Raw genomic sequence first — 12,417 nt, 5'->3', positions numbered from 1 at the left:
AAAGGGAAGGATAAGAATGCGATTTATGAAGAATTCGTTCTAAAGCAATATGGAGGGAATCGAGTTGAGAAGAATAAAGATAAGTGTCGTGCTGTCGCTTGCTTTACTAGCTACTGCGTGCGGCAATCAGGCGGCACCGAAAGACAATGCCGCTCCACCCAGTGCCCAGCATGCAGAGCATGCACAGGAAATTCAAGGAACGATCAAAATACCTGGATATAATAATGAAACAGGGAAAATGGAAGGTTCAACCGTTAAAGCTACAAGTTATGAAGGAAAGGAAGCGCAGAACACAGGAATGTCTGTTTATAGTTTGATTGGCAGTTCCAGTCTTCATGAAGGAGGGATTTCCGCTCACTTGCAATCGAGATTGGCCAGTGGGGGAGTGGAAGGTGTCAAAGTATTGGTACTTGATGACACAGTGATTTTGGGAAGAACAGATAAAAAGATTGTATCGACGAGCTATGATCCGATGCAGAACAAACTGCTGAACGGGACTTCGGGAAATTCGGCCACAGGTATAGCCAATATGAGCCGCCCTCCAGAAAAACTTCCAGATAATAAAGCGGGTGGGGAAAAAGTCAATGGTACAGCAGGAACATCAGGGACGCCCAATGTAGCTTCCTCCGATAATATGGAAGAAGCCCGCCGTCAGATTGCTTCCATGTTTGACGGAAATGTTCGGATTTTGAAAGTAGAGCAGCGTGAAGCAGTAGCGGCGATGGATCGGATTAAAAAGGAAATGCAGGCCTCTTCTCCATCAGCGAAAAAGCTAGTAAAAGATATTTCTTTGATTATTAGAAATGCTTCGGAATAAAGAAAGAGGAAAGGCACATCCTGTTGTGAGGAAGTGCCTTCTCTTCATTATCGGCTATCCCGCATGCCGGTATCACGGTGATTTACGTCATCATGCTCAATCTCACTGCCGATATCCATATCTTCAGCAAGGTTGGAAGCCACCGTAGTTCGTTCCAATTCATTTACCATTGTTTTCATGTCTTCGTAGTCCTGCTTTTTCTTATTTTTATGTGCCATCATATTCATCCCCTATACGTCTGTTTTGGATTTTGCCATTTATCTGGTTGCATCTTTTTTTAACCTGTAGCATTTTGGCTAGATTTATACATGCTCATTCAAATTGTTGAAGAAAGTAACACGGTAAGGCTATACTTTACTTTCCGGAAGAACATCGTCTGAAAATGGAACAGGTGGTTGCTGATTTACGTGAAGGAGGGCTTGTGCCGCCCAACTGGAACGAATGAATGCAGCGTTATGATATTTCGGACGGATTGGCTGGTGATTTGAAAGCATACTTGCTTGATATCAGGCAGATGCTTGAACTTGCAGATAACCTCTATAATATAGGATGAAATGGAAAGAAAGCGTCGAAAAGCTGCGTCGGGAAACAGTAGTGGAGGAAATATTGACGCCGGGCGCCGCCAAGGAAGTACTGGGATTATCGCGCAAATGTTTGATGCCTTTTCTTGAATCGCTTGATTGACATAAAATCACTCGTGGTACGGAGGAAGGGCGTATTTGGCTCAAAAAAATAAACATCGTGTCTTGCTTTTTAAATAGGGATACGATAGAATATTCAAGGTCTGGGTCATTACATAAATAATGATGCAGAGAGAGAAAAACCTTGCATTCAACCTATGCTTTTAATATAATGTTGAATGTTGGTTTGATGAATGCGATGATGCGGGAGGTTGCTGACACACCAGGCTCCGATGCCATGGCCTGGGATCAGGTTTTTCCGCTGAGAATTGTCTGTTTTTCAAAATAGGCGACAAAGGAGGGACTAAAATGGCAGCAAAACAAAAAATTCGTATTCGCTTGAAAGCATACGATCACAGAATTCTTGATCAGTCCGCAGAGAAGATTGTTGATACTGCGAAGCGTTCCGGTGCGGAGGTTTCCGGTCCGATTCCGCTTCCGACAGAGCGCAATGTCTTCACAATCCTGCGTGCGGTTCATAAGTACAAAGACTCTCGTGAACAATTCGAAATGCGTACGCACAAGCGTCTGATTGATATCGTAAATCCGACGCCGCAAACGGTTGATTCGCTCATGCGTCTTGATCTGCCGTCAGGTGTTGATATCGAAATTAAACTGTAAGCAAACACAAACCAACGAAACGAAAATAATTGAACGATAAATACATGGATTTTTGATTACACAATAGGAGGTGGCTACCATGACCAAAGGAATCTTAGGTAGAAAAATTGGGATGACCCAAATTTTCAATGCTGATGGCGTAGTGGTTCCGGTAACTGTTGTTGAAGCGGGTCCTTGCGTTGTTTTGCAGAAGAAGGATCAAGCGACTGATGGATATGAAGCGATCCAGTTGGGCTTCGCTGACAAGAAAGAAGTTCGTGCTAACAAGCCGGAAAAAGGCCATGCAGCAAAAGCTAATACAACGCCTAAGCGCTTCGTTCGTGAACTTCGTAATGTTGATTTGTCCCAATACGAAGTTGGTCAGGAAATTAAAGCTGATATTTTTGCAGAGGGAGACATCGTTGATGTAACCGGTACTTCCAAAGGGAAAGGGTTTGCCGGTTCTATCAAGCGTCATGGTCAAGCTCGCGGACCGATGGCTCACGGTTCCCGTTACCATCGTGGTCCTGGTTCGATGGGTCCGATCGCTCCGAACCGTGTAGTAAAAGGTAAACCGCTGCCGGGTCGTATGGGCGGAGAAAAAGTTACGATCCAAAATCTTGAAGTTGTATCTGTTGACGCAGAACGCAACCTACTATTGATCAAAGGTGCCATTCCGGGCGCTAAAAATAGTTTCGTAGTTGTAAAATCTGCCGTGAAAGGCAGCAAATAATCAGGAAAGGAGGACTCGCAATGCCTAAAGTAACTCTTTTTAATCAAGCTGGCAAACAAGTAGGTGAAATCGAGCTTTCCGATGCTGTATTCGGAATCGAACCGAACGAAGCGGTGCTTGCTGACTATGTTATTATGCAACAAGCTTCCCGTCGCGCCGGCACTCACGCTACAAAAAATCGTTCCGCAGTAAGCGGTGGTGGCCGCAAGCCGTGGAGACAAAAAGGGACAGGACGCGCTCGCCAAGGTAGCATCCGCGCGCCACAATGGGTAGGCGGTGGTACTGTATTCGGACCGACGCCACGCAGCTATGCTTACAAACTTCCTAAGAAGGTTCGTCGTCTGGCAATGAAATCCGCACTGTCTTCCAAGGTGAAAAACGATGAAATCGTAGTATTGGATTCTCTGAGCTTTGAAGCACCGAAAACAAAAGAAATGGTGAAAGTGCTCGGAAATCTGAAAGTAGATAACAAAGTTCTTGTTGTTACTGGCGAATACAATGACAACGTCGCGCTGTCCGCTCGTAACATCCCTGGAGTAAAATTTGTTTCTGCCAGCGGAATCAACGTTCTTGATGTTTTGCATCATGACAAGTTGCTGATTACGCAGGATGCAGTCGCAAAAGTTGAGGAGGTGCTTGCATAATGAAAGATCCTCGCGATATTATCAAGCGCCCGGTTATTACCGAACGTACTGCTGACATGATGGCCAGCAACAAATACGTATTCGAAGTTGATTTACGTGCAAACAAAACAGAAATCAAAGATGCAATCCAACGCATCTTCGACGTAAAAGTTGTGAGCGTAAATACAATGCGTGTTAAAGGTAAGCCGAAGCGCGTAGGTAGATATTTTGGAAAACGTTCTGACTGGAAAAAAGCGATTGTCCAACTGAGCGAAGACAGTAAATCGCTTGATTTTTTTGAAGGTGTATAATTCTAGCGACGTAAGCGAAGGAGGGAAAATAAATGGCAATCAAAAAGTATAAACCGACTTCTCCTGGTCGCCGTCAAATGACTGTGTCTACTTTTGAAGAGATTACAACTTCCAAACCGGAAAAATCTCTACTTGCGCCGAAACATAAAAAAGCCGGTCGCAACAACCAAGGTAAAATCACAGTTCGTCATCATGGTGGCGGTCATAAGCAGAAGTATCGTATTATTGACTTCAAACGCAATAAAGATGGTATTCCGGGCCGCGTTGCTACAATCGAGTACGACCCGAACCGTTCTGCAAATATCGCGCTGATCAACTACGCTGATGGTGAAAAGCGTTATATCCTGGCACCGCATGGTTTGCAAGTAGGCATGATCATCGAATCTGGTCCGGATGCTGATATCAAAATCGGTAACGCGTTGCCTTTGGAAAAAATCCCGGTAGGTACGGTTATCCACAATATTGAATTGAAAGCAGGCAAGGGCGGTCAGCTTGTTCGTTCTGCTGGTGCTGAAGCGCAGTTGCTGGGCCGTGACGGTGATTATGCAATCGTGCGCCTGACTTCCGGTGAAACCCGCATGATTCGCAAAGAATGCCGTGCGACAATTGGTCAGGTTGGTAACCTTGATCATGAGCTTATCAATATCGGTAAAGCTGGCCGTTCCCGCTGGTTAGGCAAGCGCCCAACGGTTCGTGGTTCTGTAATGAACCCGGTTGACCATCCGCACGGTGGTGGTGAAGGTCGTGCTCCGATCGGCCGTAGCGGTCCGCTTACTCCTTGGGGCAAACCGACTCTTGGTGCGAAAACTCGTAAGAAAAACAAGCACTCTAATAAATATATTATTCGTAGCCGTAAAAAATAATGCTGTTTGCAAGGTGCGGTCGCAGGTCACCGCACTTCTATCACGAAGGGAGGTTCGTTCATGGGACGCAGCTTAAAAAAGGGACCTTTTGTTGATGATCATCTTATGAAAAAGGTCATTGAGCAAAATGAAAAAGGCGAGAAGAAAGTAATCAAAACTTGGTCTCGTCGCTCCACAATCTTCCCGGAATTCGTTGGTCATACATTTGCAGTGTACGATGGACGTAAACATGTGCCTGTATATGTAACCGAGGATATGGTCGGACATAAGCTTGGAGAATTTGCTCCAACACGTACCTTCAAGGGTCACGTAGATACTGACAAAAAGACAAAGCGGTAATAACTTATAGGTTGAAGGAAGAGAGGAGGTTACTCACATGGAAGCGAAAGCGGTAGCTCGTTATGTTCGCATTGCTCCTCGTAAAATGCGTCTGGTAGTTGACTTAATTCGCGGTAAAGAAGTAGGTGAAGCGATTGCTATCTTGAAGCATACGCCGAAAGCTGCTTCTCCGGTTATCGAAAAAGTGTTAATGTCAGCTGTTGCCAATGCGGAGCACAACCTGAACATGGACTCTAACAATCTGGTTATTAGCAAAATTTTCGTAGACGAAGGCCCGACACTGAAACGTTTCCGTCCTCGTGCAATGGGTCGTGCGAGCCGGATTAACAAGCGCACAAGTCACGTAACGGTCATTCTGTCTGAAAAGAAGTAATAAGGAGGGATAGCGAGTGGGTCAAAAAGTTAGCCCGGTAGGACTTCGGGTTGGCATTATCCGTGACTGGGAGTCTAAATGGTTCGCGGAGAAAGATTATGCTGATCTGTTACATGAAGACCTGAAGGTCCGTCAATATATTAAAGACCAGTTGAAAGACGCTTCTGTTTCTACAATTGAAATTGAGCGTGCTGCCAACCGTTTGAATGTTACTATCCACACTGCGAAGCCAGGTATGGTTATTGGGAAAGGCGGAAGTGAAGTAGAAAAGCTTCGCAAAGCTTTGTCTAACCTGACTGGCAAGAAAGTTCATATCAACATCAACGAAATCAAAAATCCTGATATGGATGCAACGCTTGTTGCACAAAGCATTGCACGTCAGTTGGAAAACCGTATTTCTTTCCGTCGTGCGCAAAAACAAGCGCTGCAACGCACAATGCGCGCAGGTGCTCAAGGAATCAAAACGATGGTAAGCGGCCGTTTGGGCGGCGCAGACATCGCTCGTTCCGAAGGATACAGCGAAGGTACGGTTCCGCTGCACACACTGCGTGCTGACATCGACTATGGTACTGCTGAAGCTGATACTACGTACGGAAAAATCGGCGTAAAAGTATGGATTTATCGTGGAGAAGTTCTTCCTCAAGCGAAGAAGAGAACTGAAGAGGAAGGAGGCCAATAATTATGTTAATTCCTAAGCGCGTAAAACACCGCAAACAGCACCGTCCGAACCTGAGAGGGCAAGCAAAAGGCGGTACAACTGTTACTTTCGGTGAATACGGTCTGCAAGCTTTGGAAGCTTCTTGGGTTACAAACCGTCAGATCGAGGCCGCTCGTCGTGCGATGACTCGTTATATTAAACGTGGCGGTAAAGTATGGATTAAAATCTTCCCAGATAAGCCGATCACGGCGAAGCCGTTGGAAGTACGGATGGGTTCTGGTAAAGGTTCTGTAGAACACTGGGTAGCGGTTGTAAAACCAGGAAAAGTAATGTTTGAGCTGGCTGGTGTGTCCGAAGAGGTAGCTCGTGAAGCAATGCGTCTGGCCATGCACAAACTTCCGATTAAATGCAAGTTTGTAAAACGGGAAGAAACGGGTGGTGACGCAAATGAAAGCTAATGAAATTCGTAATTTGACCACTGCCGAAATTGAACAAAAGTTAACTTCCCTGAAGGAAGAACTTTTCAACCTCCGTTTTCAATTAGCGACTGGTCAGCTGGATAACACTGCACGTATTCGTCAGGTACGCAAAGACATCGCGAGAGCAAAAACTATCCTTCGCGAACGTGAATTAGGTATTAGCTAATAAGAGAGGAGGTCGCAAACATGGCAGAAACACGCAATGGGCGTAAAGTTGTTCTTGGAAAAGTTGTTTCCGACAAGATGGATAAAACGATCGTGGTTCTTGTCGAAACATACAAAAAGCATCCGCTTTACGGAAAGCGCGTGAAATACTCCAAGAAATTCAAAGCTCATGATGAGCAAAATACTGCAAAAATCGGCGATCTAGTAAAAATCATGGAAACCCGTCCGCTGTCTAAAGACAAGCGTTGGAGACTGGTTGAAGTGGTTGAGAAAGCCGTTATTATCTAATCATTTGGACGTTTCAGTAACATCTGAAGGGAGGGACTCTCCGTGATTCAAACTCAAACTCGTTTACGTGTAGCCGATAACTCCGGAGCGAAAGAATTAATGTGCATTAAAGTTCTGGGCGGTTCTGGTCGTAAGTTCGCTAACATTGGTGATGTGATCGTTTGCTCAGTAAAACAAGCAACACCAGGTGGCGTTGTTAAGAAAGGCGATGTAGTAAAAGCCGTAATCGTGCGTTCTAAGAGCGGCGTTCGCCGTAACGACGGTTCTTACATCCGTTTTGATGAGAACGCGGCAGTTATCGTGCGTGAAGATAAGAGCCCGCGTGGAACACGTATCTTCGGACCAGTTGCCCGCGAACTTCGTGACAAAGACTTCATGAAAATCGTTTCACTGGCTCCTGAAGTACTGTAAAACCTGAACGAGGCATGCTAAGTAAACATAAGGAGGTGCCGTCATGTCCGGGAAAGTAAAAATGCACGTAAAAACCGGTGATAACGTAATGGTTATTAGCGGTAAAGATAAAGGCAAAAAAGGACGTATTCTTGCAGCTTACCCGAAAACGGGCCGTGTGCTTGTAGAGGGCGTAAACATGGTGAAAAAGCACACGCGTGCAAATGCTAGCAATCCTCAGGGCGGTATCGTTACACAGGAAGCTCCGATTCATGCTTCCAACGTAATGATTATTGACCCGAAAACTGGCGAGCCGACTCGTATCGGTCATAAAATTGTAGACGGAAAGAAAGTACGCGTTGCAAAAAAATCTGGCGAAGTATTGGATTAAGTAGTCAGGTCGGAAAGGAGGTCTTTTAAATGGCTGCTAGATTATTAGAAGCTTACAAAGAAAAAATCACACCGGCCCTGATGCAGAAGTTCGGATATAAGTCTGTCATGCAGGTGCCGAAAGTTGAAAAAGTTATTATCAACATGGGTCTGGGTGAAGCTGTTTCCAACCCGAAAATTCTGGACGGAGCGGTTCGCGACCTCGAGACGATCGCGGGTCAAAAACCGGTTATCACTCGTGCAAAAAAATCCATCGCAGGCTTCCGCCTTCGCGAAGGTATGCCGATCGGATGCAAAGTGACATTGCGCGGTGAGCGTATGTATCACTTCTTGGATAAATTGTTCAACATTGCTCTTCCCCGCGTGCGTGATTTTCGAGGCATTTCCACAAAAGCGTTCGATGGACGCGGAAACTACACACTCGGTTTAAAAGAGCAATTGATTTTCCCTGAGATCGAGTACGATAAAGTGGATGCAATCCGCGGAATGGATATCGTAATCGTAACGACAGCGAAAACGGACGAAGAAAGCCGCGAACTGTTGACACAATTGGGCGCTCCTTTCGCCAAGTAGTTTCGGATTTTTATACGATAAGGAGGAAAGCACGTGGCTAAAAAATCAATGATCGCGAAGCAAAAGCGCAAGCCGAAGTTTAAAGTACGTGCCTACACACGTTGCGAACGCTGCGGTCGTCCGCATTCCGTGTATCGTAAATTTAAACTGTGCCGGATTTGTATTCGCGAATTAGCATACCAAGGCCAATTGCCTGGAGTGAAGAAAGCAAGCTGGTAATCCCTTAAGATGGGAAGGAGGTTAAACATATGGTAATGACAGATCCAATTGCAGATATGCTTACTCGCATTCGCAATGCCAATATGGTGCGTCACGAGAAGTTAGAAGTGCCTGCTTCCAAAATTAAGCTGGCAATCGCTAACCTTCTGAAAGAAGAAGGATTTATCCGTGATGTTGAATATGTAGAAGATAACAAACAAGGCATTCTTCGTATTTTCCTGAAATACGGCGCGAATAACGAACGTGTAATTAATGGTCTGAAGCGCATCAGCAAGCCTGGCTTGCGTGTATACGCGAAGAAAGGAGAGATTCCGCGCGTTCTAGGAGGACTTGGAATCGCGATTCTTTCTACTTCTAAAGGCGTTATGACTGATAAACAAGCTCGTCAACAGCAAGTGGGCGGCGAAGTATTAGCATACATTTGGTAATACATTCGATAGCGAATGGAGGTGTAACGAATGTCCCGTATTGGTAAAAAACCGGTCGCTATTCCTGCGGGGGTAGATGTGAAACTTGATGGTACGACATTGACTGTTAAAGGCCCAAAGGGTACGCTGACCCGTACGCTTCATGATGATATCACAGTAAAGGTAGAAGGCAACGAAATTATCGTTGAGCGTCCTTCTGATAATAAAATGCACCGCGCACTGCATGGTACGACTCGTAGCGTTATCGCCAACATGGTGGAAGGTGTAACGAACGGATTTTCTAAAACACTGGAACTGGTTGGTGTAGGTTACCGTGCTTCCAAGAGCGGCAAAAACCTGACATTGAATGTTGGATACTCTCATCCAGTGGAAATCACTCCGGAAGAAGGCATTGAATTCGAAGTGCCGGCGCAAACGCAAATCATCGTAAAAGGTATCGATAAAGAGCGCGTAGGCCAGGTTGCTGCCGAAATTCGTGCCGTGCGCAAACCTGAACCTTACAAAGGTAAAGGTATTCGTTATCAGGGTGAACACGTACGTCGTAAAGAAGGTAAGACTGGTAAGAAGTAATCGCTAAGGCGTATGTAAGAAAGGAGTGAAATTGACGTGATTTCGAAACAAGACAAAAATAAAGCACGGAAGAAAAGACATCTGCGTGTGCGTAAGAAAGTTTCTGGTACGGCACAAGCTCCTCGCTTGAACGTATACCGTTCTTCCAAGCACATGTATGCTCAATTGATTGACGACGTAGCAGGCGTAACGTTGGCTTCCGCTTCTACGCTTGATCCTGAGCTGAAAGATAAAATTACTCATGGCGGCAACCAGGAAGCCGCTGCAAAAGTCGGCGAACTGATTGCAAAGCGCGGTCTTGAAAAAGGTATCAAAGAAGTTGTATTTGACCGTGGCGGATATTTGTATCATGGGCGTGTAAAAACTCTTGCAGACGCTGCGCGCGAAGCCGGCCTGCAATTCTAATTGAACGAAAATCCTTACACAAGGAGGGAACTTCATGCGTATTGACGCTTCTAACCTGGAGCTGGAAGAGAAAGTTGTCGCCATTAACCGCGTTGCGAAAGTTGTAAAAGGCGGACGTCGTTTCAGCTTCAGCGCTTTAGTAGTCGTTGGCGATAAGAACGGACATGTAGGCGCTGGAATGGGTAAAGCTCAAGAGGTGCCGGACGCGATCCGCAAAGCCATCGAAGATGCAAAGAAAAATTTGATCAAAGTTCCGCTTGTAGGAACTACACTTCCTCATGAAGTAAATGGACGTTTTGGCGCAGGCCGCGTATTCATGAAGCCTGCTGCGGAAGGTACTGGAGTTATCGCCGGCGGTCCGGTTCGTGCGGTACTCGAACTTGCCGGTGTAGGTGACGTATTGAGCAAATCTTTGGGTTCTAACAACCCGATTAACATGGTACATGCAACATTGGAAGGTTTAAGCCGTCTGAAAACTGTTGAGCAGGTTGCAAAGCTCCGCGGAAAAACTCCGGAAGAGCTTTTAGGTTAGGAGGGACTTAAACATGGCAAAACTGCAAATTACCCTCAAAAGAAGTCTGATTGGTCGTACGCAAAATCAAAAAGCTACGGTTGCGGCTCTTGGACTTCGTAAAATCCACCAAACAGTAATCAAACCGGATAACGCAGCGATGCGCGGCATGGTGGAAAAAGTAAAGCACATGGTTGAAGTTAAGGAAATCGCTGAGTAATAAAAAATTTGACACAAGGAGGAGGTGCGACAATGAAATTACATGAGATCAAACCTGCTGAAGGTTCCCGTCACACTCGTAAGCGTGTAGGTCGTGGTATCGGTTCTGGCAACGGAAAAACAGCTGGTCGCGGACATAAGGGACAAAACGCTCGTTCGGGCGGCGGCGTACGTCCTGGCTTCGAGGGTGGTCAAAATCCGCTGTATCGTCGTCTGCCAAAACGCGGTTTCACAAATCCGAACCGCAAAGTGTACGCTGTAATTAACCTCGAAAAACTGAACAAGTTTGAAGAAGGTACAGTTGTAACACCGGAACTGCTTCTCGAAACAGGGATTATCAAACATACACGCGATGGCGTTAAGATTTTAGGGGATGGAGAACTTAACGTTAAGCTGACGGTTCAAGCTCAGAAATTTTCTCAATCTGCGGTTGAGAAAATTGAGGCTCTCGGCGGAAAAGCCGAGGTGATCTAATGTTCTCCATGATCACCAACATTTTTAAGATTGCCGACTTGCGTCGAAAGGTGATGTTTACCCTTTTGATGCTTGTCGTCTTTCGGATTGGCAGCTTTGTTCCAGTGCCGAACATTAATGTTTCGGTACTAGAACAGCTGTCAAATCAAAGCAGCGTCTTCGGATTCTTTAACACATTCACGGGTGGTGCCTTACAGAACTTCTCCATTTTTGCGATGGGGATTATGCCGTATATTACCGCCTCGATTATCATGCAGCTGTTGTCGATGGATGTTGTTCCGACATTCACTCAGTGGTCAAAAGAAGGAGATATCGGGCGGCGCAAGATTGCCCAGGTTACCCGCTATTTGACGATCATTCTCGGGTTGATTCAAGCGGTTGGGCTTTCTATCGGATTTAACCGGATGATACCGGGCCTCGTGATAGACCCTTCTTTTACGACATATGCGCTAATTGCGCTCGTACTGACTGCCGGTACAGCCTTTCTTATGTGGCTAGGTGAACAAATCACCGAGAAGGGCATCGGAAACGGCATTTCCATTATTATTTTTGCGGGTATCGTAGCTGGAATTCCGAACGGTGTAAAACAAATCTATGCCTCAGAGTTTATTGGCGCTGAGGATCAAATGTTTTTAAATGTTGTTAAAGTGTTATTAATTCTGCTGGCTGTTATTCTCGTTATCGTGGGAATAGTTTTCATCCAGCAGGGAGCGCGCAAAGTTCCCGTGCAGTATGCAAAACGCGTAGTCGGCAGAAAAATGTACGGTGGTCAATCCACCCACATCCCGTTAAAAGTAAACAGTGCTGGAGTAATTCCTGTAATCTTTGCTCTGTCATTGATTATCTTTCCGCCTACGATTGCTCAATTCTGGCCAGGGCATCCTGTTTCCAACTGGGTGATTCAAACGTTTAACATCCAGACGTTTAGCTCGCAGAATTGGATCGGCATGGTGCTGTATGTACTGCTGATCATCGGGTTCACGTATTTCTACGTGTTTGTGCAGGTTAATCCAACGCAGATGGCTGACAACATGAAAAAGAACGGCGGATACATCCCAGGCATACGTCCAGGAAATGAGACAGCCCAATATATTACGAGAACGCTAAACCGAATTACTTTGGCAGGAGCAATCTTTTTGGCAGCCGTATCCATTCTGCCCATCTTCTTTACGAAGCTGAGCGGGTTGCCGGCTTCGGTTCAGATCGGCGGCACAGCGCTGTTGATTGTTATCGGGGTCGCGCTGGATACGATGAAGCAAATTGAAAGCCAGCTTGTGAAACGCCATTACAAAGGGTTTATTAAGTAAAA

At 45.7% G+C, this 12,417-nt stretch carries 25 protein-coding genes; 24 read left to right on the top strand and 1 reads right to left on the bottom strand.

Translation table 11 applies throughout. The features are described from left to right. Positions 1-64 precede the first annotated feature (64 nt). Positions 65-817, top strand: a complete 753-nt coding sequence (locus BLR88_RS12030; protein WP_091260753.1) for a hypothetical protein — start codon at positions 65-67, stop codon at positions 815-817. 47 nt (positions 818-864) lie between these two features. Here BLR88_RS12030 and BLR88_RS19575 read toward each other — a convergent pair whose 3' ends face one another. After that, entirely contained in the window at positions 865-1,035 is a 171-nt protein-coding gene (locus BLR88_RS19575) for a hypothetical protein (protein ID WP_175493613.1), read from the bottom strand. A gap of 331 nt (positions 1,036-1,366) precedes the next feature. Between BLR88_RS19575 and BLR88_RS19050 the strand changes: the two genes are divergently transcribed. The 23 genes from BLR88_RS19050 to secY all read left to right on the top strand — a co-directional run bounded on the left by BLR88_RS19050 (position 1,367) and on the right by secY (position 12,415). Continuing rightward, a complete protein-coding gene (locus tag BLR88_RS19050) occupies positions 1,367-1,501 on the top strand; it encodes a SelB domain-containing protein (protein ID WP_139184967.1) in 135 nt (44 codons plus the stop codon). A gap of 305 nt (positions 1,502-1,806) precedes the next feature. Continuing rightward, on the top strand, positions 1,807-2,118 hold the full coding sequence (gene rpsJ, locus BLR88_RS12025) for a 30S ribosomal protein S10 (RefSeq protein WP_057900149.1): 312 nt from the start codon (positions 1,807-1,809) through the stop codon (positions 2,116-2,118). A gap of 79 nt (positions 2,119-2,197) precedes the next feature. Further along, positions 2,198-2,830 (top strand): 50S ribosomal protein L3, encoded by a 633-nt coding sequence (rplC, locus tag BLR88_RS12020; RefSeq protein ID WP_057900148.1) that lies wholly within the window; start codon positions 2,198-2,200, stop codon positions 2,828-2,830. 20 nt (positions 2,831-2,850) lie between these two features. After that, positions 2,851-3,474: a 50S ribosomal protein L4 gene (rplD, locus tag BLR88_RS12015; RefSeq protein ID WP_057900147.1), complete on the top strand. Its 624-nt coding sequence runs from the start codon at positions 2,851-2,853 to the stop codon at positions 3,472-3,474. Further along, positions 3,474-3,764 (top strand): 50S ribosomal protein L23, encoded by a 291-nt coding sequence (rplW, locus tag BLR88_RS12010; protein WP_057900146.1) that lies wholly within the window; start codon positions 3,474-3,476, stop codon positions 3,762-3,764. Before rplD ends, rplW begins: the two co-directional genes overlap by 1 nt. 32 nt (positions 3,765-3,796) lie before the next feature. After that, positions 3,797-4,627: a 50S ribosomal protein L2 gene (rplB, locus tag BLR88_RS12005; protein ID WP_057900145.1), complete on the top strand. Its 831-nt coding sequence runs from the start codon at positions 3,797-3,799 to the stop codon at positions 4,625-4,627. A 60-nt stretch (positions 4,628-4,687) separates the two neighbouring features. Next, positions 4,688-4,966 carry a 30S ribosomal protein S19 gene (rpsS, locus tag BLR88_RS12000; protein WP_057900144.1) on the top strand — a complete coding sequence of 93 codons (279 nt, stop codon included), beginning with the start codon at positions 4,688-4,690 and terminating at the stop codon, positions 4,964-4,966. A gap of 37 nt (positions 4,967-5,003) precedes the next feature. Next, positions 5,004-5,339, top strand: coding sequence for a 50S ribosomal protein L22 (rplV, locus tag BLR88_RS11995; RefSeq protein WP_057900143.1), 336 nt, complete (start codon positions 5,004-5,006; stop codon positions 5,337-5,339). Between the two features lie 16 nt (positions 5,340-5,355). Next, positions 5,356-6,018 carry a 30S ribosomal protein S3 gene (gene rpsC / locus BLR88_RS11990; protein WP_057900142.1) on the top strand — a complete coding sequence of 221 codons (663 nt, stop codon included), beginning with the start codon at positions 5,356-5,358 and terminating at the stop codon, positions 6,016-6,018. A gap of 2 nt (positions 6,019-6,020) precedes the next feature. Next, positions 6,021-6,455, top strand: a complete 435-nt coding sequence (rplP, locus tag BLR88_RS11985; protein ID WP_057900141.1) for a 50S ribosomal protein L16 — start codon at positions 6,021-6,023, stop codon at positions 6,453-6,455. Then, complete coding sequence (gene rpmC / locus BLR88_RS11980; protein ID WP_057900140.1) at positions 6,445-6,642, top strand: 50S ribosomal protein L29; 198 nt, start codon at positions 6,445-6,447, stop codon at positions 6,640-6,642. Before rplP ends, rpmC begins: the two co-directional genes overlap by 11 nt. A gap of 20 nt (positions 6,643-6,662) precedes the next feature. After that, positions 6,663-6,929, top strand: a complete 267-nt coding sequence (gene rpsQ / locus BLR88_RS11975; protein ID WP_057900139.1) for a 30S ribosomal protein S17 — start codon at positions 6,663-6,665, stop codon at positions 6,927-6,929. A 42-nt stretch (positions 6,930-6,971) separates the two neighbouring features. Then, complete coding sequence (gene rplN, locus BLR88_RS11970) at positions 6,972-7,340, top strand: 50S ribosomal protein L14 (protein ID WP_057900138.1); 369 nt, start codon at positions 6,972-6,974, stop codon at positions 7,338-7,340. 61 nt (positions 7,341-7,401) lie between these two features. After that, positions 7,402-7,710 carry a 50S ribosomal protein L24 gene (gene rplX, locus BLR88_RS11965; protein WP_057900455.1) on the top strand — a complete coding sequence of 103 codons (309 nt, stop codon included), beginning with the start codon at positions 7,402-7,404 and terminating at the stop codon, positions 7,708-7,710. A 29-nt stretch (positions 7,711-7,739) separates the two neighbouring features. Further along, the gene (rplE, locus tag BLR88_RS11960; RefSeq protein WP_091260751.1) at positions 7,740-8,282 is read left to right on the top strand and encodes a 50S ribosomal protein L5; all 543 of its coding nucleotides are present in this window, start codon (positions 7,740-7,742) and stop codon (positions 8,280-8,282) included. Positions 8,283-8,315: 33 nt separating this feature from the next. Continuing rightward, positions 8,316-8,501 carry a type Z 30S ribosomal protein S14 gene (locus tag BLR88_RS11955; protein WP_057900136.1) on the top strand — a complete coding sequence of 62 codons (186 nt, stop codon included), beginning with the start codon at positions 8,316-8,318 and terminating at the stop codon, positions 8,499-8,501. A 29-nt stretch (positions 8,502-8,530) separates the two neighbouring features. Next, the gene (rpsH, locus tag BLR88_RS11950) at positions 8,531-8,929 is read left to right on the top strand and encodes a 30S ribosomal protein S8 (protein ID WP_057900135.1); all 399 of its coding nucleotides are present in this window, start codon (positions 8,531-8,533) and stop codon (positions 8,927-8,929) included. Positions 8,930-8,959: 30 nt separating this feature from the next. Next, entirely contained in the window at positions 8,960-9,499 is a 540-nt protein-coding gene (rplF, locus tag BLR88_RS11945) for a 50S ribosomal protein L6 (RefSeq protein ID WP_057900134.1), read from the top strand. A 36-nt stretch (positions 9,500-9,535) separates the two neighbouring features. Continuing rightward, positions 9,536-9,904 (top strand): 50S ribosomal protein L18, encoded by a 369-nt coding sequence (gene rplR, locus BLR88_RS11940; RefSeq protein ID WP_057900133.1) that lies wholly within the window; start codon positions 9,536-9,538, stop codon positions 9,902-9,904. Positions 9,905-9,938: 34 nt separating this feature from the next. Then, positions 9,939-10,436 carry a 30S ribosomal protein S5 gene (gene rpsE, locus BLR88_RS11935; RefSeq protein ID WP_057900132.1) on the top strand — a complete coding sequence of 166 codons (498 nt, stop codon included), beginning with the start codon at positions 9,939-9,941 and terminating at the stop codon, positions 10,434-10,436. 13 nt (positions 10,437-10,449) lie between these two features. Then, on the top strand, positions 10,450-10,635 hold the full coding sequence (gene rpmD / locus BLR88_RS11930; RefSeq protein WP_057900131.1) for a 50S ribosomal protein L30: 186 nt from the start codon (positions 10,450-10,452) through the stop codon (positions 10,633-10,635). A 32-nt stretch (positions 10,636-10,667) separates the two neighbouring features. After that, complete coding sequence (gene rplO, locus BLR88_RS11925; RefSeq protein WP_057900130.1) at positions 10,668-11,108, top strand: 50S ribosomal protein L15; 441 nt, start codon at positions 10,668-10,670, stop codon at positions 11,106-11,108. Then, a complete protein-coding gene (gene secY / locus BLR88_RS11920; RefSeq protein ID WP_057900129.1) occupies positions 11,108-12,415 on the top strand; it encodes a preprotein translocase subunit SecY in 1,308 nt (435 codons plus the stop codon). The genes rplO and secY overlap by 1 nt, the downstream gene beginning before the upstream one ends. Positions 12,416-12,417: the final 2 nt, after the last annotated feature.

It is taken from the genome of Aneurinibacillus thermoaerophilus, from assembly GCF_900099925.1.
GTDB classification, from domain to species: domain Bacteria; phylum Bacillota; class Bacilli; order Aneurinibacillales; family Aneurinibacillaceae; genus Aneurinibacillus; species Aneurinibacillus thermoaerophilus.
The sequence above is the reverse complement of the archived record's forward strand: the minus strand, read 5'-3'. Positions and strand labels throughout refer to the sequence as shown.

Bases quoted from the DNA above. Each gene is read 5' to 3' on its own strand.
- rplW (WP_057900146.1), top strand. From the start codon at position 3,474: ATGAAAGATCCTCGCGATATTATCAAGCGCCCGGTTATTACCGAACGT.
- rplO (WP_057900130.1), top strand. From the start codon at position 10,668: ATGAAATTACATGAGATCAAACCTGCTGAAGGTTCCCGTCACACTCGT.
- BLR88_RS19575 (WP_175493613.1), bottom strand. From the start codon at position 1,035: ATGGCACATAAAAATAAGAAAAAGCAGGACTACGAAGACATGAAAACA.
- rpsQ (WP_057900139.1), top strand. From the start codon at position 6,663: ATGGCAGAAACACGCAATGGGCGTAAAGTTGTTCTTGGAAAAGTTGTT.
- rpmC (WP_057900140.1), top strand. From the start codon at position 6,445: ATGAAAGCTAATGAAATTCGTAATTTGACCACTGCCGAAATTGAACAA.
- rpsE (WP_057900132.1), top strand. From the start codon at position 9,939: ATGCGTATTGACGCTTCTAACCTGGAGCTGGAAGAGAAAGTTGTCGCC.
- secY (WP_057900129.1), top strand. From the start codon at position 11,108: ATGTTCTCCATGATCACCAACATTTTTAAGATTGCCGACTTGCGTCGA.
- rpsS (WP_057900144.1), top strand. From the start codon at position 4,688: ATGGGACGCAGCTTAAAAAAGGGACCTTTTGTTGATGATCATCTTATG.
- BLR88_RS19050 (WP_139184967.1), top strand. From the start codon at position 1,367: ATGAAATGGAAAGAAAGCGTCGAAAAGCTGCGTCGGGAAACAGTAGTG.
- rplD (WP_057900147.1), top strand. From the start codon at position 2,851: ATGCCTAAAGTAACTCTTTTTAATCAAGCTGGCAAACAAGTAGGTGAA.
- rpmD (WP_057900131.1), top strand. From the start codon at position 10,450: ATGGCAAAACTGCAAATTACCCTCAAAAGAAGTCTGATTGGTCGTACG.
- rplX (WP_057900455.1), top strand. From the start codon at position 7,402: ATGCACGTAAAAACCGGTGATAACGTAATGGTTATTAGCGGTAAAGAT.
- rplE (WP_091260751.1), top strand. From the start codon at position 7,740: ATGGCTGCTAGATTATTAGAAGCTTACAAAGAAAAAATCACACCGGCC.
- rplC (WP_057900148.1), top strand. From the start codon at position 2,198: ATGACCAAAGGAATCTTAGGTAGAAAAATTGGGATGACCCAAATTTTC.
- rplV (WP_057900143.1), top strand. From the start codon at position 5,004: ATGGAAGCGAAAGCGGTAGCTCGTTATGTTCGCATTGCTCCTCGTAAA.
- rplP (WP_057900141.1), top strand. From the start codon at position 6,021: ATGTTAATTCCTAAGCGCGTAAAACACCGCAAACAGCACCGTCCGAAC.
- rplB (WP_057900145.1), top strand. From the start codon at position 3,797: ATGGCAATCAAAAAGTATAAACCGACTTCTCCTGGTCGCCGTCAAATG.
- rpsJ (WP_057900149.1), top strand. From the start codon at position 1,807: ATGGCAGCAAAACAAAAAATTCGTATTCGCTTGAAAGCATACGATCAC.
- rplF (WP_057900134.1), top strand. From the start codon at position 8,960: ATGTCCCGTATTGGTAAAAAACCGGTCGCTATTCCTGCGGGGGTAGAT.
- rpsH (WP_057900135.1), top strand. From the start codon at position 8,531: ATGGTAATGACAGATCCAATTGCAGATATGCTTACTCGCATTCGCAAT.